The sequence below is a fragment of the Rhodococcus maanshanensis NBRC 100610 genome (assembly GCF_001894865.1).
Lineage (GTDB): Bacteria > Actinomycetota > Actinomycetes > Mycobacteriales > Mycobacteriaceae > Rhodococcus_G > Rhodococcus_G maanshanensis.
Genome location: NZ_BCXA01000012.1, coordinates 98355 through 115411, shown reverse-complemented (window position 1 = coordinate 115411; position 17057 = coordinate 98355). Strand labels below are relative to the sequence as shown.

15 protein-coding genes are annotated in these 17057 nt (G+C 71.2%); 10 read left to right on the top strand and 5 right to left on the bottom strand.

The genetic code is table 11. The features are described from left to right. Positions 1–116: 116 nt before the first annotated feature. Complete coding sequence (locus RM1_RS06495; RefSeq protein ID WP_072750517.1) at positions 117–392, bottom strand: hypothetical protein; 276 nt, start codon at positions 390–392, stop codon at positions 117–119. 292 nt (positions 393–684) lie between these two features. Here RM1_RS06495 and RM1_RS06490 point away from each other — a divergent pair, with 292 nt between their 5' ends. From RM1_RS06490 to RM1_RS06480, 3 genes are all read left to right on the top strand, one after another. Further along, positions 685–1758 (top strand): Glu/Leu/Phe/Val dehydrogenase family protein, encoded by a 1074-nt coding sequence (locus RM1_RS06490; protein ID WP_072750516.1) that lies wholly within the window; start codon positions 685–687, stop codon positions 1756–1758. 77 nt (positions 1759–1835) lie between these two features. Next, on the top strand, positions 1836–2867 hold the full coding sequence (locus tag RM1_RS06485) for an oxidoreductase (RefSeq protein WP_083576559.1): 1032 nt from the start codon (positions 1836–1838) through the stop codon (positions 2865–2867). Between the two features lie 42 nt (positions 2868–2909). Further along, positions 2910–3527, top strand: a complete 618-nt coding sequence (locus RM1_RS06480; protein ID WP_072750515.1) for a LysE family translocator — start codon at positions 2910–2912, stop codon at positions 3525–3527. A gap of 25 nt (positions 3528–3552) precedes the next feature. On the opposite strand, the gene RM1_RS06475 is transcribed toward RM1_RS06480, so the two are convergent. Continuing rightward, entirely contained in the window at positions 3553–6345 is a 2793-nt protein-coding gene (locus RM1_RS06475; protein ID WP_072750514.1) for an ATP-binding protein, read from the bottom strand. Between the two features lie 210 nt (positions 6346–6555). Between RM1_RS06475 and RM1_RS06470 the strand changes: the two genes are divergently transcribed. The 5 genes from RM1_RS06470 (at position 6556) to RM1_RS06450 (ending at position 9309) form a co-directional block, all read left to right on the top strand. Next, complete coding sequence (locus tag RM1_RS06470) at positions 6556–6912, top strand: VOC family protein (RefSeq protein ID WP_027500453.1); 357 nt, start codon at positions 6556–6558, stop codon at positions 6910–6912. A gap of 58 nt (positions 6913–6970) precedes the next feature. Further along, positions 6971–7189 carry a hypothetical protein gene (locus RM1_RS06465; RefSeq protein ID WP_072750513.1) on the top strand — a complete coding sequence of 73 codons (219 nt, stop codon included), beginning with the start codon at positions 6971–6973 and terminating at the stop codon, positions 7187–7189. A 67-nt stretch (positions 7190–7256) separates the two neighbouring features. Beyond that, the gene (locus RM1_RS06460) at positions 7257–7706 is read left to right on the top strand and encodes an iron chaperone (RefSeq protein WP_072750512.1); all 450 of its coding nucleotides are present in this window, start codon (positions 7257–7259) and stop codon (positions 7704–7706) included. Between the two features lie 102 nt (positions 7707–7808). Beyond that, positions 7809–8468 carry an SDR family oxidoreductase gene (locus RM1_RS06455; protein WP_072750511.1) on the top strand — a complete coding sequence of 220 codons (660 nt, stop codon included), beginning with the start codon at positions 7809–7811 and terminating at the stop codon, positions 8466–8468. Between the two features lie 196 nt (positions 8469–8664). Beyond that, the gene (locus RM1_RS06450; RefSeq protein WP_072750510.1) at positions 8665–9309 is read left to right on the top strand and encodes a hypothetical protein; all 645 of its coding nucleotides are present in this window, start codon (positions 8665–8667) and stop codon (positions 9307–9309) included. 48 nt (positions 9310–9357) lie between these two features. Here the strand turns inward: RM1_RS06450 and RM1_RS26735 are convergent, their stop codons facing one another. The 3 genes from RM1_RS26735 to RM1_RS06440 form a co-directional block, all read right to left on the bottom strand. Then, positions 9358–9543, bottom strand: coding sequence for a hypothetical protein (locus RM1_RS26735; protein WP_245816084.1), 186 nt, complete (start codon positions 9541–9543; stop codon positions 9358–9360). Positions 9544–9637: 94 nt separating this feature from the next. Further along, entirely contained in the window at positions 9638–10855 is a 1218-nt protein-coding gene (locus RM1_RS06445; protein WP_072750509.1) for an RNA polymerase sigma factor, read from the bottom strand. Then, a complete protein-coding gene (locus RM1_RS06440; protein WP_072750604.1) occupies positions 10856–11560 on the bottom strand; it encodes a YciI family protein in 705 nt (234 codons plus the stop codon). A gap of 257 nt (positions 11561–11817) precedes the next feature. Here RM1_RS06440 and RM1_RS06435 point away from each other — a divergent pair, with 257 nt between their 5' ends. Then, positions 11818–15708, top strand: coding sequence for a Pls/PosA family non-ribosomal peptide synthetase (locus tag RM1_RS06435; protein WP_072750508.1), 3891 nt, complete (start codon positions 11818–11820; stop codon positions 15706–15708). A gap of 2 nt (positions 15709–15710) precedes the next feature. Then, complete coding sequence (locus RM1_RS06430) at positions 15711–17024, top strand: M1 family metallopeptidase (protein WP_072750507.1); 1314 nt, start codon at positions 15711–15713, stop codon at positions 17022–17024. The last annotated feature ends 33 nt before the right edge of the window (positions 17025–17057 follow it).

The following is a 17057-nucleotide window of genomic DNA, read 5'->3' as shown; positions in this document are numbered from 1 at the left end:
GGTTGTCAACAGCAGAGACCGGCTCGCGCGATCCGCGAGCCGGCCCCTGACGCCCGATGGCCTGTCTCATTCAAATGAAATGACTTGTTGTTCAACCTTTCTGATCCGACCCAGACCTAACAGGCGGCGAGGAGCATCACCGGCGCACCGGGCTCCATCCGTACGCACGGCACCCCGAGCGCGCGCACGTGCTGCACCGCCGCAGCGTCGGCGGCCGAGCAGATCCCGTCGAGCACGTCCTCGGTGACGATCGCGCCGAGCAGGTCGTCACCGAGCGCCCGCGTGGACTCCAGGCCGTGCCGCACGAGCCACCGCTCGGTCTCGACGAAGGCCGCCGGGGTTCCGATGAACAGCACCCGCCGGAGCTGCGGCGCCGCCTGTGTTGTCGTCATGGGGTTTTCCTCCTGGGTTCGGGTACGGATCAACTCTCGCCGGGGGCGGGGCTGGCGTCTGTCCGCCGATCGGCCGGTCCTCCGGTGGAACCTCGGGTCCGCCGATCGGCGGACAACTGAGCGCTGCGTCACACCCGTGACCGGGGTCACCCCATCTGACTGATCACTGCGATCAGCCAGGAATCTCACTATTGACTGTTCTGCCAGCCATATCGACTGTGGTGTCGACACACAGCGCATCTCGACACTGCCCTGATCGCCACCCAGCCCAGCTATCGGAAGGACGTCAACGATGACCACCCTGGAAGCCAGCCCCGTCACCCGCACCGAGCGCAGCGGTTTCGACCACGAACACGTCGCCCTCGAATGCGGACCGCGCTCGGGCCTCCCGATCACCGTCGCCGTGCACTCCACCCGGCTGGGGCCCGCGCTCGGCGGCTGCCGGGTGTGGCAGTACCCGGACTGGCAGTCCGGCATGGAGGACGCGCTCCGGTTGTCCGCCGCGATGACCCTCAAATGCGCGGTCGCGGGCCTGGACACCGGCGGCGGCAAGTCCGTTATCACCCTGGCACCCGGCGAGGTCCTCGACGGGGACCGCCGCCGCGCGGCCATGCTCGACCTGGCCGACATCGTCGACGTTCTCGGCGGGAGCTACCGAACCGCCGAGGACGTCGGGACCAGCGCGGCCGACATGCAGATCGTCCGCGAACGGACCGCACACGTCTTCGGCCTGCCCACCGCCTCGGGCGGGATCGGCGAACCGGCCGAGCCGACCGCGGTCGGCGTCTACTCCGCCCTGCGCGCGACCGTCGACCGCGCGTTCCCCGGCTCCGGCCTCGCGGGCCTGAGGATCACGATCAGCGGACTCGGGCAGGTCGGCTCGCGGCTCGCCCGCACGCTCGCGGCCGAGGGCGCCGTCCTCACCGTCAGCGACATCGACGGCGGAAAGCTGGCGCTGGCGCAAGAGATCGGCGCCCGCTGGGTCCGGCCCGAGGACGCCCCGGCCGTGCCCGCGGACGTCTTCGTCCCTGCCGGCGTCGGCGGCGTGCTCACCGACGAGGTGATCGACGGCCTCGACTGCCGCGCGGTCGTGGGTCCGGCGAACAATCAGCTCGTTCGCCCGGACGGCGCGGATCGCCTGGCCGCACGGGGGATCCTGTGGGCACCCGACTTCGTCGCCAATGCGGGCGGTGCCCTGTTCGCGATCCTGGCCGACGGCGAGAACAGGGGCTACGACGAGGTTCTGGCCCGGGTGAACCTCATCGGCAGCACCCTCGGCGAGCTGTTCGACCGGGCGGAGCGCGCGGGCATCACGCCGTTGGCCGCCGCCCACGCGGCCGCGGACGAGCGACTCGGCCGCGGCTGAGCGATCTCCGGGCGTGGCGGCGCGGTCGGCCGTAGGGTCGGGCACGCCAGGACCGCGCCGCACCGTCTGGAGGAGCCATGCCCGCATCCGAGCCGCCCGCATCCCGCCGACCGGACCCCGGGCCGGTCATCGAGGCCGGGCGCGCGGCCAGGCGGCCGCTCGCCGAGCCGCGGTTCCGTGTCGCGGACCTGCCCGACCAGCGCGGCCGGACCATCATGGTCACCGGCGCCAACAACGGCCTCGGGCTGCAGGCCGTGACCGCGCTCGCGGGCGCGGGCGCCCGGGTGGTGCTGGCCTGTCGCGACCTCGAGCGCGCCGCGAGCGCGCTGGAATCGGTCCGGGCGGCCGGTCGCGCCGCCGGATCCACCGCCGAACACGTGCTGGTCCGGCTCGACCTGGCGGACCTGGCCTCGGTGCGGGCCGCGGCCGCCGAGACCGCGGCGGCGGTGGACTCCGTCGACGTGCTCATCAACAACGCCGGGGTGATGGCGATCCCGAAGAGCACGACGGCAGACGGGTTCGAGACCCAGTTCGGCACCAACCATCTCGGCCATTTCGCGCTGACCGACGCGATGCTGCCGCTGCTCCTGCGGGCCCCGGCGCCGCGAGTGGTCACCCTGGCGAGCATCGCGCACTACGGCGGGACCATCGACCTCGAGGACCCGAACTTCGAGCGACGTCCGTACGAGCGCATGGCCGCGTACCGGCAGTCCAAGCTCGCGAACCTGATCTTCAGCGCCGAGCTCGCCCGACGGGCCGCGGCCGCGGGCAGCCCGCTGATCTCGATCGGTGCACACCCTGGCGTGGCCGCGACCAACCTCTTCGACGCGATGCTGCCGCCGATACCCGGCCTCGCGTCGCTCACCCGGCTCGGCATGCGGATCGTCGTCAACAGCGAGGCCGACGGCGCGCTGAGCCAGCTCTACGGCGCGACGATGCCCGATGTCGACAACGGCGACTACCTGGGCCCGGAGCAGCTGCGGGGCATGCGCGGACCCGTGACCCGGTGCGGTCGCAACGAGAGCGCGCGGGACCCGAAGCTGGCGCGGGAACTGTGGGAGCTGTCGGTCGAGATGACCGGCGCCGACTTCGCCGCGCTGCGCCCATGACACCGATTTGATTCGAATCCTGATCCGCGGTTTCCTTTCGCCATGACCACGGCCACCCTGCTCAGCTTCGCGGGCCTGTGCCTGCTGCTCGCGCTCATGCCGGGACCCGACTCGTTCCTGGTGCTCCGCTACAGCATCGGCGGCACCCGCCCCGGCGTCGCGGCCGCCGTCGGGGTGTCCATCGGCAGCCTGTTCTGGGCGGTGGTGGTGGCCCTCGGCGTCGCGGCACTGCTCGAGCAGTCCGCGTCCGCCTACCGAGTGGTCAAGATCGCAGGCGGGCTGTACCTGCTCTACCTCGGGGTCCGGGCCCTGCTCCGGCGGCGGGCGGCAGGGCCCGCGGCGACGGGACCGGTCGCAGCCTCGACCGGATCCGCGTTCGGTGCCGGGGTGCTCTCGTGCGCCCTGAACCCGAAGATGGGCCTGTTCTACCTCGCCGTCGTCCCCCAGTTCCTCGACCAGGTGACCTTCGGCTCGGCGATGACCCTCGGGGCGGTCGAGGCTGTGGTGGCGCTGGTGGTGATGGGCGCCTTCGCGGTCGCCGCGTCGCGCCTCGTCGCGCTGCTGCGCAGGCCCAAGGTGACCGAGCGGCTGGAGACCGTCAGCGCCGGAATCCTCGCCGCGCTCGGCGTCGGCACCCTCGCCTCGGCCGGCGGTTCCTGACCGAGGCGTCCCGCCTCGGTCACCGCTACCCGCGCGGGGTCATCGGGGCGAGGCCGAGCTCGGCGAGCGCGGCCGCCCCGCGGGCGGCGTGGTCGCCGCCGGCGAGCACCATGGTCCGCGCCGACTGGTAGCGGCACCCGGCGGCGTCGAACGCCTCTGCCGTGGCGAGCAGCCGCTCCCGGTCGTCGGCGAGCAGCGCACCGGCCCGCTCCACGATGGCACCGGCGACGGGGTTGCCCGCCACGATGGTCCCGGCCTCGGCCAGGCGGTCGGCCGCATCGGGGCTGCCCGCGAGCACCGTGGCCTCGGCGCGCAGCGCCACATACCAGTGCAGCCAGACCCAGGTGACCCATCGCCACACCTCGCCGGGCTCCGGCGCCATCCGTTCCAGCGCCCCGCCCGCATCCCCGTTGTGCAGCAACAGCATCGAGTCGTAGACCGCGCGGTAGCCGTAGGTGTGTTCCGCCGGGGTGTCGAGTTGATCCATCACGGCGGACCATTCGTGCCGTGCATCCTGGTCGTCGCGCAGGCCGTGGATCATCTCCACGCCCGCGACCGCAGCACCGAGAACCGATCCGGTCGGGTTGCCTGCCCGCTGCCACGCCTCGAGGAACCGGGCACTGCGGGTCAGCACCTCGTCGACGTTGCCCGCCAATGCGTCGGCCACGAGCAGCTGGCTGATCGCACGATGGCCGACCTCGGCCAGCATCGGATGATCCGCGAGTTGCCGTGCCCACCGGCGGGCACCGGGAAGGTCCCCCACGCCGAGGCCGGCCTCGGTGGCCTCACCGAGCGCGTCGATCAGCTCGTGGGTGCCGGTCGGGGTGCGCGGCGCGGACGCGAGCAGCGTGATCCGGCGCCGCGCCGTGGCCGCGGCGGCGAACGGGTCACCGGCCCAGCTCTGGGTGCCGGTGAGCGTGTCGAGCGCGGCGGACTCGGCGAGCGGGTCGCCGGCCCGGTGGGCCAGTTCGACCGCCCGTTCGGCGCACGCGATCGTCTCCGGTACGACGTCGGGTGAGCCCTCGGCCGCACCGAACGCCTCGGTGAGTGCCCTCCCGGCCTCGGCCAGCGCCACCGCGGCCCTTGCGGCCGGGTCGTCGCCCGCCAGCTCCTCGGCCTCGGCAATCAGCGCGATCGCCTCCCCCGGCGGAAGCGGACTGACGAACTTGCTCGCGAATCGGTAGGCGTTGGTGGCGGCGGTCGCCAGGTCGGCGGCGGCGCCCGCGGTGTCCCCGGCTCGCCGGGCGGCGTCCGCGGCGGCCCGGTTCAGGCGGTACATGTCGTCACCGCGCATCCGGCATCCGGCCACCGCCGCTGCCTGCCGGAGCATCGGTGCGGCTGCAGAGTCGTCCGCGAGCGCGGCCGCCTGCTCGTACCGCTGCTGGGACTCGCCGATCAGGTGGCGGGTGAAGGTCAGCTCGGCCAGCTGCCGGGCGAGGCCGTACGCCTCCGCGCGCAGCTCCTGCCGGTCGGCCGCCCACGCCAGGGCCGCGCGGAGGTCGTCGGCCACCGCGTCGAATCGTGCCCGCCAGTCGGCCCGGACCACCGCAAGCTCGGCGGCCTCGGCCAGACACCAGCGCAGGTGCAGGGACCGGACCTCGTCCAGTTCACCGGCCTCGGCGAGCCGCTCCATCCCGTACTGGCGGATGGTCTCCAGCGCCCGGTACTCGGTCCCGGTCGGGGACGCCGTCACCGCCAGCAGGCTCTGCTCGGCGAGCCTGGCCAGCCCGTCCGCGACAACGCCCTTCCCGGACGCGGTGACCTCCGCGGCCGCCGTGACGGAGAACGACTTCATGAACACCGACATCCGGCGCAGGAGCACTCGATCGTCCGGTTCCAGCAGGGCGTGGCTCCAGTCCAGCGCCGCCCGCACCGAGCGGTGCCGATCGTCGGTGCGGGCACCGCCCGCGAGCATCCGGAGCTGGTCGGACAACCCGTCGGTGAGGCCGTCCAGCCCGAGGGTGGTCCAGCGGGCCGCGGCCAGCTCGATCGCGAGCGCCATCCCGTCCAATCCCCCACAGAACGCGGCAACCTGTTCCCGCAGTGCATGATTGGGCGGCCAGCCGCTCGCCGCCGCGCGATCCATGAACAATGCGACCGCGTCCGATTCACCGTCGCCGGCCAGCGACATCGGCGGGACCGTGTACGCCCGTTCGAACGGCACCAGCAGCCGGGCCCGGCTGGTCGCCAGCACCGTCACCCGTGGGCACGCCGCGAGCAACCGCTCGATGAAGGGCGCCACCCCGTCCCGCACGTGTTCGCAGTTGTCCAGGACGAGCAGCGCGTGACGGTCGGCCAGCGCGGCCAGCACCGACTCGTCCATGCCGCGGCCGGGCTGCTCGCCGAGGCCGAGCGCGAGGCCAACCGTGCCCGCGACCACGTCGATGTCCGGGCTGGTGATCGGCACCAGGTCGACGAACCACACGCCGTCGGAGAACTCCTCGGCCACCTCGGCGGCGACCGACAACGCGAGCCGGGTCTTGCCGACACCGCCTGGGCCGACCGCGGTGACCTGCCGATCGTTCCTGACCATCTCGGTCAGCTCGGCCCGCTCCCGCCCCCGCCCGATGAACGAGGTCAGCGGCGCGGGCAGGTCCGGCGCCGGGTGCGAACGGTCGGCGCGAGCCGGCTCGGACGCGTGCTGGGCGAGTGCCCGCCGATCCGGGACCTCCAGCTTGCGCAGGAGCGAGGAGACATGGCTCTCCACCGTGCGAACCGAGATGAACAGTCGCGCACCGATCTCCGCGTTGCTGAGGTGCTCCCCCACCAGCGTGAGCACCTCGGCTTCCCGAGCGGAGATGTCCACTGTCGCCGTCATGGGCCTCATTTTGCAGTATCCGCCTCGCACTCAGGACTTTCGGACGGTCTCCGTGTCGGGCACGGGCGATCCGTGCGCCGATCAGTGGAAGGTTCCGTGGTCACCACGGATGTGGACAGGCCCCGCTGAGGGAGATGGTGGTGACACGTCCGGTTCACCTCGACAGACGGACAACCCGGGTCGACACGACCCACGACTTCAGGAGTGATCATGACCAGCACTGCCACCCAGGGAATCAAGACCGTTCTGCATCCCGTGTCCGACCTCGCGGCGGCCAAGACGATCTACGCCGCGCTGCTCGGTGTGGAGCCGCAGACCGACTCGCCCTACTACGTCGGCTTCGAGGCGGAGGGCCAGCACATCGGGCTGGTGCCCGGTGGTGGACCGCAGGGCATGACCGCGCCGGTGGCCTACTGGCACGTGCCGGACATCGAGGCGAAGCTGGCCGAGATGACCGCCGCGGGCGCCACGGTGAAGGAACCCGCAAACGAGGTCGGCGGTGGCCGCCTGGTGGCCACCGTGACCGACACCGACGGCAATGTCCTCGGGCTGATCCAGGACCGCTGAGTCCAACCCCCACCGCCGTCCGCGACGCCATCGTCTCTCGTCATCCCGAGGAGTCCCCATGAACTGGAACAACAGGTTTCGGCAGATCCACCGCTGGACGGCCATCGTCTTCACGGTCACCGTCATCGTCGCCACGGTCGCCGTGGCGCTGAAGGCCGCCATCTGGTTTTCCTACCTGCCGCTGCTCCCGCTCGCCGTGCTGCTCTTCAGCGGCCTCTACATGTTCGTGCTGCCGTACACCCGGCGCAGCGCACGCAGGCTCGTCGGCGTGCGGTGACCCCGGGAGCACCGCTCCAACGCTTCACGATCGTCCCGACCACAGTTGACACGAAGGAGATAGACCGATGACCGCTCAGAAGTCCAAGTCCGCAGTGGCGTTCACCGACGAAGAACGTGCCGCGATGAAGGAACACGCCCAGGAGCTGAAGACGGCCGCCCGCCGCGGCTCCCGCACGAAGAAGGCGGATGGCGAGCAGGACGTGCTCGAGAAGATCGCCGGGATGGCGGAATCCGATCGCGTGATGGCCGAACGGATCCATGCCATCGTCACGGCCAACGCACCGGACCTCGCACCGAAAACCTGGTACGGCATGCCGGCGTACGCCAAGGACGGGAAGGTCGTGTGCTTCTTCCAGAGCGCGGAGAAGTTCAAGGCGCGGTACGCGACGCTCGGCTTCAACGACATCGCGAACCTCGACGACGGCACCATGTGGCCGACCGCGTTCGCCCTGACGACGTTGACCGATGCCGACGAGAAGAGGATCGGCGAGCTCGTGAAGAAGGCGGCTGCCTGAGGTCCGGGGCCTGCCACTGCGCGGCGGTGGCAGGCCGGCCGTCCGTTGCGCGGGCCAGACCAGCGCGCTGTACTGGCAGCGACATCGACGAAAGGAACCGGCATGGCACGCGTCGTCATCATCGGCGGTCACGGCAAGATCGCCCGGCATCTCGCACCGATTCTCGCGGGCCGGGGCGACCAGGTCACCGCCGTGATCCGCAATCCCGGGCATGCCGCAGACGTCGAGGCGACCGGCGCGAGTGCCGTCGTCGCCGATGTCGAGCACCTCGACACCGACCGGATCGCCGCGCTGATCCGCGGGCATGACGCCGTGGTCTGGTCGGCGGGCGCGGGCGGCGGTGACCCCGCGCGCACCTACGCCGTGGACCGGGACGCGGCAATCCGCTCGATGGACGCCGCCGAGCGCGCGGGCGTCGACCGGTACGTCATGGTGTCCTACTTCGGGGCCAGGGCGGACCACGGCGTACCGAGCGACAGTTCGTTCTTCCCCTACGCGGAGGCCAAGGCCGCGGCCGACGACCATCTCCGCGGCACCGCCCTGTCCTGGACGATCCTCGGCCCCAGCACGCTCACCCTCGACGCGGGCACGGGCAGGATCGAGGTCGGGCCGGGCCTCGAGTCGGGCACCGTGCCCCGCGAAGACGTCGCGCGGGTGGCGGCGGAGGTGCTGGTGCGGCCGGCGACCGTCGGGCTGTTCATCGGCTTCAACACCGGCAACACCCCGATCGACGACGCCCTCGACTCGCTCGCCCGAGGATGATCACAAGGCCACCATCGAACTGGCGATCGACCGAACCGTGACGCCACTGCCTGTACGCACCGGTCAGTTCGGGAATATGATCCCAGCACCCCTCAACGGACGGGCTTCTGCGACAGGGCGAACGTGTTTTCTCCTGGTCGGCGTTCGAAACCCGTCCCGCGAACTTACGCTCGCACCGTCGAAGGGCGACTCAGTCATGGACGAGGGCACTGCGGAGGAACGGCGAGAACCGAGCGACGGCACACGGCGGTTCGGCGCCGCTCCGCAGGGACAACCTTTCCTCCACAAGCCTGTCGCGCTCGTGACACTGGTGGGTGGCGTCATCGGAATCATTGCAGCGATCGTCGGGATCGTCGTGGCGTTCACCGGCCCACTGAAACCGGCCGAAGGGGAGGAGCGCAAAGCCGCCGTTGAAGCCTGCATGGTCCGGCACGGCTTGGACGACCCGCACGAGAAGAACGAGGGCGGAACCGCGGGGACCGTCCTCTTCCGCGAATGCACCTGGCCTGCTCCCGCCGGCGCCGAAGCAGACGGATACACGGAGATCGCGGTGACCAGCTACGACGGGCCTGGCGAATCAGAAGCAGAAGGGATGACGGTCGCGAACCGTGTCCGGTCCGCATGCCGCGATGTCGAACTCGTATACCTCTTCAACAATCAGGGAACCTTCGTCCAGGCGGACCCGACCATCCTCAGCAAGGGTGAGATTCGGCGGGTGGAGGGAGGATCGGTCTGGATCCCCGAGAACGAGACCGAGGCGAAAGCCTTCACCCCCAGACGCGACGAATCGATCGTCATGTCGAACGCACGTTACAAGCTCGACTCGGCTCGATGCCTCTGACCACCACGCTGTCAATCGCGGCGCTGGAACTGATCCCCGGGGCCAAATCTATCCAGGCGACGAAACGCCGTTCACGAAGGAACCGGAGCCCGGCTGATCGATCCGCTCGATCAGTCGGACCGTCACCAGGCCCCTGGTCCGAAAGAACGTCACCGACTCCGGCCACACCACATACGTCCAGCCACCCTTGCTCGCACTCTTGCGCATGGTCGCGGTGAATTCAGCCTCTAGCACGTCGCCCTCCTTCGCCTGAGCAAACTTCCGGTGCCTACCGATGTAGACAGTCGAGCCGACGGAAACTCATCGACCCCCAGTCCGCCCCGGAATGTCAGTGCCCATCCGCGCGGGTGGCCCTGACCTCCTCGAGCCGTCGCCGCAGGAACCGCTCGGTCGTCTCGTTGCCTGCCGACTCCAGCGCCGCGAGGTAGGCATCCTCGGCCTCGGCGCTGCGGCCGAGGCGTCGCAGCAGGTCGGCCCTGGCCGGGACCCGCAACCGGGCCAGCCGTGGATCGTCGGGAACCGCGTCCAGCGCCTCCAGGCCCCGCTCCGGTCCGTCCCGAAAACCCACCGCCACGGCCCGGTTCACCGCCACCACCGGCGAACCGGTCAGCTCGAGCAACCGCTCGTAGGCCGCGACGATCACCGTCCATTCGGTGGCATCCCAGCTCGGCGAGCCCGCGTGCGCTGCCGCGATCACCGCCTGCGGAAAGTACTGGCCCGTGGAATGCCTGGCCGCGGCCAGGGACCGCATCCCCTCCTCGATTCGGCCGCGATCCCACCGCGTGCGATCCTGCTCCTCGAGCGGCCTGGCCGTGCCGTCGGCGGCGATCCGCTCTCCCCTCCGGCTGTCCTGCAACAACATCAGCGCGAGCAGCGCCCACGCCTCCGGCTCGTCGGGCATCAGCTCACACAGCAATCGGCCGAGCCGGATCGCCTCCTCGCACAGCTCGCCACGGATCGCCGAGCTTCCCGAGGTCGCCGAGTATCCCTCCGTGAAGACGAGATAGATGCACGCGAGAACCTGCGGAACACGCTCAGGGAGAAGGTGTTCCGGCGGCAGCCGGAACGGGATGGCGGCCGTGCGGATCTTGCTCTTCGCGCGGGTCAGCCGTTGCGACACCGTCGGCTCGGGCTGCAGGAACGCCCGCGCGATCTCGGCCACCGTCAGGCCGCAGACCAGGCGAAGCGTCAACGCGACCTGTGCCTGGGGAGCAAGCGCGGGGTGCGCGCACGTGAAGATGAGGCGGAGCTGATCGTCCCGCACGGGCCACACCTCCTCCTCCGTCGGCGGGAACAGCCGGGTGGCGTCGAGTTCCTTGTTGCCCCGCAACGACTCCCGGCGAAGCCGGTCCAACGCACGGTTGCGCGCGACCGTGGTGATCCAGGCCCCCGGGTTCGCGGGCATCCCCGTCCCCGGCCAGCTCCTGATCGCCTCGGCGAAGGCCTCCTGCACCGCGTCCTCCGCCAGCGTGAGGTCACCGACCAGCCGCGCCACCGTCGCGATGGCGCGGCCGGACTCAGCCTTGAAAACCTGGTCGACCTGCACTCACTCGTCCACGATCTGTCGCAGCTCGATGCAGCCCTTGGGGCCGAGCGGGATGCGGGCCGCCATGGCCGTCGCCGCCTCGCGATCCGCGGCCGCGAGCAGGTACACGCCGTTGGCGATCTCGGCGGCCTCGGTGAACGGTCCGTCGGTCAGCAGCAGCTCGTCATCGCGAACGCGGACCGTCGTCGCCGACGACGGCGGATACAGCGCGCCGCCACCGCGGAGGGCAGGGCCCGCGAACTCCCCGAACCGGGCGTGCGCGCCGATGCTCTCGTCCCACTCCGCCGACCCCGGCGTGTTCGCCGCACCCGCCGGCTCGCGCAGCACCGCGAGATAGCACCCGGCGTGCTCGTCCTCCAGCCGCCAGAAGACCATCGGCCACAGCTCGACGAATCCCTCCGAGGCGTCCGGAATCTGCCGGGCCAGCTCGAGCGCCGCGTCCAGATCGTCGGCCTCGAGCACATAGAACCCTCCGACCACCTCGGAGAACTCGGCGAACGGCCCGTCGGTGACGAGCGCGCTGCCGTTCTCGTGGCGGATCGTGACCGACTCCGCGGTCGGGTACAGCGCGCCGCCCCCGACGAGTGCGGTGCCAGCGGACTCCCAGAACCTCTCGTGCCGGGCCACCGCATCCCCGAACTCCGGGGTCCCCGGGGTCGACCCCGCGCCGTTCTCCTCGCCCGCCAACAGTGCCAGGTAGTACATGGTCGTCATCCTTCCAGTCGGGTGTGGGCCGGGAGGCCCCTCTACCCAGGCGACGAAGGCGCCACCCCGAATACGACACCACGGCGGAAGAAATTTTCGGGCGTAGTCTTCTCGCATGTCTCAGCGGCAGTTTCCGTCGCCCGCGCGGGCTCCGATCCCCCTCTACTGCGCGCCGCATTCGTCCGCGAGTTCACCAGCTAGCAAACTTGTCATGAGATAACGACTCGACAGCCAGCCGACTCAGACAGGAAATCCGGGTGCCACTGCAGTTCCAACCGGTAACGGACCGATCCCAGGTGATCCCGACCGAGTACCTTCGGTCGTCACTGGCTCCCGCGCCACGCACCCTGATCGACATCGTCATCGCGACCGCCGAGGCCAACCCCGAGGCGCTCGCCATCGACGACGGCACCACCACCCTGACCTACCTCGAACTGCTCGAGGAGATGTACCGGGGCGCGCAGCAGCTCGGTGAGGCCGGGGTCGGCGCGGGCGACCGCGTCGGCATCCGGATGCCGTCCGGCTCGTACACCCTGTACGTGGCCATCCTGTCGGTCCTCGCCGCGGGCTGCGCCTACGTGCCGGTGGACGCGGACGACCCCGACGAGCGCGCGGAGCTGGTGTTCGGCGAGGCCCAGGTGGCCGCGATCATCACCGGCGACTCCATCGAGCCCGGCACCGCTCCCGAGCGTCAGGACCCGCCTGCTCCGCGGGTCCCCACCGTCGCCGACGACGCCTGGATCATCTTCACCTCCGGATCCACCGGCACCCCCAAGGGCGTCGCGGTCAGCCACAGGAACGCGGCGGCGTTCGTCGACGCCGAGGCGCGGATGTTCCTGCAGCACGCGCCGCTCGGTCCGGGCGACCGGGTGCTCGCCGGGCTGTCGGTCGCCTTCGACGCCTCCTGCGAGGAGATGTGGCTGGCCTGGCGGCACGGCGCCACCCTGGTCCCCGCGCCGCGCGCCCTGGTCCGCAGCGGAATGGACCTGGGCCCGTGGCTGGTCTCACGCGATGTCAGCGTCGTCTCCACCGTGCCGACGCTGGCCGCGCTGTGGCCCGCCGAGGCCCTCGAAGCGGTGCGGCTGCTCATCTTCGGCGGCGAGGCCTGCCCGCCGGAGCTGGCCGAACGGCTGGCGGTCGACGGGCGCGAGGTGTGGAACACCTACGGCCCGACCGAGGCCACTGTCGTCGCCTGCGGCGCGCTGATGGACGGCACCGGCCCGGTCCGCATCGGGCTGCCGCTGGACGGCTGGGACCTGGCCGTGGTCGACGGCGAGGGCAACCCGGTCACGGTCGGCGAGGTCGGCGAGCTGGTGATCGGCGGGGTCGGCCTCGCCCGCTATCTCGATGCGGCGAAGGACGCGGAGAAGTACGCGCCGATGCCCTCTCTCGGCTGGGACCGCGCCTACCGCAGCGGCGACCTGGTCCGCCTCGAGCTCGAGGGGCTGCTGTTCCAGGGTCGCGCCGACGACCAGGTCAAGCTCGGGGGTCGACGCATCGAGCTCGGCGAGGTGGACAACGCGCTCCAGAACCTGCCGGGGGTGAGCGGGGCCGCGGCCGCCGTCCGCAAGACCGCCGCCGGGAATTCGATCCTCGTCGGGTACCTGGCCAGCACGGACCCCGACTTCGATGTCGCAGCGGCCCGCGAACTGCTCGCCGAGCGGCTGCCCGCGGCGCTGGTGCCGAGGCTCGCCCTGCTCGACGAGCTGCCCACCCGCACCTCCGGCAAGGTGGACCGGGCGGCGCTGCCGTGGCCGCTGCCGGGCGCGGGCACAGGGGACGCCGCCGCAGGCGCCGGACTCGAGGGCACGGCGGCCTGGGTGGCCGGGTTGTGGGCGTCGATCCTCGGCGCGCAGATCACGGGTCCCGACGACGACTTCTTCGCCAGCGGCGGCGGCTCGCTCGCGGCCGCCCAGGTGGTGACCGCGCTGCGGGAGCGCTTCCCCGAGGTCACCGTCGCCCAGGTGTACGACCATCCGCGGCTCGGCTCGCTGGCCGGGTTCCTCGACGAGCTCGCACCGAGCGTGACGGCGGAGCCGAGGAACGTCGAGCCGACCCCACGGTCCACCCAGCTCGCGCAGATCCTGCTCACCATCCCGCTGACCACCCTGACCGGGCTGCAGTGGGTGACCTGGCTGGCGATCGTCAACAACGTCTTCGCCCTGTTCGCCGACGTGCCATGGGCGCCGACCGTGTCCTGGTGGGCGGTGCTGGCCGCGTTCGTCGCCTTCATCACCCCGCTGGGCCGGATGGCGATCTCCGTCGCCGGCTGCCGGCTGCTGCTGCGCGGGCTCGCCCCCGGCACCTACCGGCGCGGCGGCAGCGAACACGTCCGGCTGTGGGTCGCGCACCGGCTCACCGAGGCCAGCGGCGCCGCCAACCTGTCCGGCGCGCCGTGGATGATCTACTACGCGCGTGCCCTCGGCGCGACCGTGGGCCGCGGGGTCGACCTGCACACGCTGCCGCCGGTGACCGGGATGCTCGTGCTCGGCGACGGCTGCTCGGTGGAGCCAGAGGTCGACCTGACCGGGCACTGGATCGACGGCGACGTGGTGCACATCGGAGAGATCCGGATCGGCGCAGGCGCGGCGATCGGGGCCCGCTCCACGCTGCTGCCCGGCGCCCGTGTCGGCAAGAACGCCGAGGTCGCGCCCGGCTCGGCGGTGACGGGGCGGGTCAAGGCCGGGCAGAGCTGGGCCGGCTCGCCCGCCGTCAAGGTCGGCAAGGCCACCCACCCGTGGCCGACCGAGCGCCCACCGCTGGCGACCCACTGGGTGCCCGTGTTCGGGCTCACCTCCGTCGTCATCGCCGGCATGCCGATCCTCGCGCTCGCAGCCGGGATCGCGCTGATCGGCTGGGGCGTCCACGACACCCCCGACCTCGGCTCCGCGGCGGGCCGGGCGCTCGCCTGGCTGCCTGCGGCGACGGTCCTGACGCTCGCCGTGTTCGCGGCGCTGACCCTGATCGCGGTCCGGCTGCTCGGCATCGGCCTGCGCGAGGGCTACCACCCGGTGCGCAGCCGCGTCGGCTGGCAGGTCTGGGCGACCGAGCGGCTGATGGACTCGGCGAGGACCCTGCTGTTCCCGCTGTACGCCAGCCTGCTCACCCCGGTCTGGATGCGGCTGCTCGGCGCGAACATCGGCAAGAACACCGAGATCTCCACGGCGCTGGTGCTGCCGAAGTTCACCACGGTCGCGGACGGCGCGTTCCTCGCCGACGACACCATGGTCGCCTCCTACGAGCTCGGCGGCGGCTGGCTGCACATCAAGGAGGCCAAGGTCGGCAAGCGCGCCTTCCTCGGCAACTCCGGGATGGCGGGGCCCGGTCGGCGGGTACCGAAGAACGGTCTGGTCGCGGTGCTGTCCGCCGCGCCGAGCAAGGCCAAGTCCGGCTCGTCGTGGCTGGGCAGCCCGCCGGTGCGGCTGCGCCGGTCGGTGGGCGACACCGACTCGTCCCGGACGTTCGAACCGCCGCTGCGGCTCAAGGTCGCCAGGGCCGTCGTGGAGACGTGCCGGCTGATCCCGGTCATGATCACCTTCGGCATCGGCCTCGGCGTGCTGTTCGCGCTGCAGGCGATGGCGGGCGCGGTCGGCTTCTGGTTCGCGGCCCTGTTCAGCGGGATCGTGCTGCTGGTCGCGGGCGCGGTGGCCGGCACCGCCTCCGTCGTGGCGAAGTGGCTCGTCGTCGGGCGGATCCGGAAGGTGGAGCACCCGCTGTGGAGCTCCTTCGTCTGGCGCAACGAGGTGTCGGACGCCTTCGTGGAAACCGTCGCCGCGCCCTGGTTCGCGCGCGCGGCCACCGGCACCGCCGTGCTCGCCGTCTACCTCCGTGGCATGGGTGCGACGATCGGCCGCGGCGTCTGGTGCGAATCCTATTGGCTCCCAGAGGCGGACCTGGTGACCCTCGGCGACGGCGCGACCGTGGAACGGGGTTGCGTCGTGCAAACCCACCTGTTCCATGATCGGATCATGTCCATGGACACCGTCACCCTCGGCAACGGAGCAACCCTGGGACCGCACTGCGTCGCGCTGCCCGCGGCAGGTATCGGCGACGGGGCCACGGTCGGGCCCGCGTCGCTCGTGATGCGCGGCGACACGGTGCCGCCGAACACCCGCTGGCAGGGCAACCCGATCACCCCCTGGGCGTGACGATGGTGAAGCCGGGGAAGTTCTACGAGGAACCGATCGATTCGTACCTGCCCCACGTCGGCAACCACGGCTATCGGGTGTCGCGTTACGAGCTGGACCTGACCTACAAGGTGCACGGGAACCGGCTGTCCGGCAAGGCGTCGGTCACCGCCGTCACCACGGAGATCCGGGCGAAGTTCGCCTTCGACCTGTCGCAGAGCCTGTCGGTGTCCAAGGTGTCGGTCAACGGTGCCAGGCCCGCGAAGTACACCCACCAGCAGGGGAAGCTGACGATCACCCCGGCGCATGCGATCCCGGCGGGCGGCGCGCTGTCGGTCACCGTGCAGTACGCGGGCACCCCGAAACCGATCCGCAGCCTCTGGGGCGAGGTGGGCTGGGAGGAGCTGACCGAGGGCGCGCTGGTGGCCAGCCAGCCGAACGGCGCCGCGTCCTGGTTTCCCTGCGACGACCATCCCGGCTCCAAGGCCAGCTACCGGATCTCGATCACCACGGACTCGCCGTACTACGCGCTGGCGAACGGCGCGCTGGTGCGCAAGCAGGTCCGCGCCAGCCACACCACCTGGGTGTACGAACAGACCGAGCCGATGGCCAGCTACCTGGCCACCATCCAGATCGGACCGTACGAGCGCAGGCACGTCGACAACGGTGCCGTCCCCATGCACGCGGTGCTCCCCCAGCGGCTGCGGACGGCGTTCGAGCACGACTTCGGCAGGCAGCCGCAGATGATGGAGACTTTCGTCCGACTGTTCGGGCCCTACCCGTTCGAGGACTACACCGTCGTCGTCACCGACGACGAACTGGAGATTCCCATTGAGGCGCAGGGCATCTCGGTCTTCGGCGCGAACCACTGCGACGGCAGGCGCAGCGCCGAACGGCTGGTCGCGCACGAGCTGGCGCACCAGTGGTTCGGCAACAGCCTGACGCTGGGGTCGTGGCGCGACATCTGGCTGCACGAGGGCTTCGCCTGCTACGCGGAATGGCTGTGGTCGGAGAACTCCGGCGGGCCGTCGGCGCAGGAGATCGCGACCCAGGCGCACCGCAACCTCACCGGGCTGCCGTACGACGTGCTGCTCGGCGACCCGGGGCCCGAGCTGATGTTCGACGACCGGGTCTACAAGCGCGGCGCCCTCACCCTGCACGCGCTGCGGACCACGCTCGGCGACGAGGCCTTCTTCGACCTGCTCCGGCAGTGGACGGCCAAGCACCGCCACGGCACCGTCACCACCGAGGAATTCACCGACCTGGCGGCGCATTACACCGATCGGTCGCTGCGCCCGCTGTGGGACGCGTGGCTGTTCCAGAAGGCGATGCCGTAGGCGGCTGCGGAGGGTGGTGACGGGTTTCCCTCC

Excerpts from the sequence above, each read along its gene's own strand:
- RM1_RS06465 (WP_072750513.1), top strand. The coding sequence starts at position 6,971 with ATGAACTGGAACAACAGGTTTCGGCAGATCCACCGCTGGACGGCCATC.
- RM1_RS06440 (WP_072750604.1), bottom strand. The coding sequence starts at position 11,560 with ATGTACTACCTGGCACTGTTGGCGGGCGAGGAGAACGGCGCGGGGTCG.
- RM1_RS06470 (WP_027500453.1), top strand. The coding sequence starts at position 6,556 with ATGACCAGCACTGCCACCCAGGGAATCAAGACCGTTCTGCATCCCGTG.
- RM1_RS06495 (WP_072750517.1), bottom strand. The coding sequence starts at position 392 with ATGACGACAACACAGGCGGCGCCGCAGCTCCGGCGGGTGCTGTTCATC.
- RM1_RS06480 (WP_072750515.1), top strand. The coding sequence starts at position 2,910 with ATGACCACGGCCACCCTGCTCAGCTTCGCGGGCCTGTGCCTGCTGCTC.
- RM1_RS06475 (WP_072750514.1), bottom strand. The coding sequence starts at position 6,345 with ATGACGGCGACAGTGGACATCTCCGCTCGGGAAGCCGAGGTGCTCACG.
- RM1_RS06460 (WP_072750512.1), top strand. The coding sequence starts at position 7,257 with ATGACCGCTCAGAAGTCCAAGTCCGCAGTGGCGTTCACCGACGAAGAA.
- RM1_RS06430 (WP_072750507.1), top strand. The coding sequence starts at position 15,711 with ATGGTGAAGCCGGGGAAGTTCTACGAGGAACCGATCGATTCGTACCTG.
- RM1_RS06450 (WP_072750510.1), top strand. The coding sequence starts at position 8,665 with ATGGACGAGGGCACTGCGGAGGAACGGCGAGAACCGAGCGACGGCACA.
- RM1_RS06455 (WP_072750511.1), top strand. The coding sequence starts at position 7,809 with ATGGCACGCGTCGTCATCATCGGCGGTCACGGCAAGATCGCCCGGCAT.
- RM1_RS06490 (WP_072750516.1), top strand. The coding sequence starts at position 685 with ATGACCACCCTGGAAGCCAGCCCCGTCACCCGCACCGAGCGCAGCGGT.
- RM1_RS06485 (WP_083576559.1), top strand. The coding sequence starts at position 1,836 with ATGCCCGCATCCGAGCCGCCCGCATCCCGCCGACCGGACCCCGGGCCG.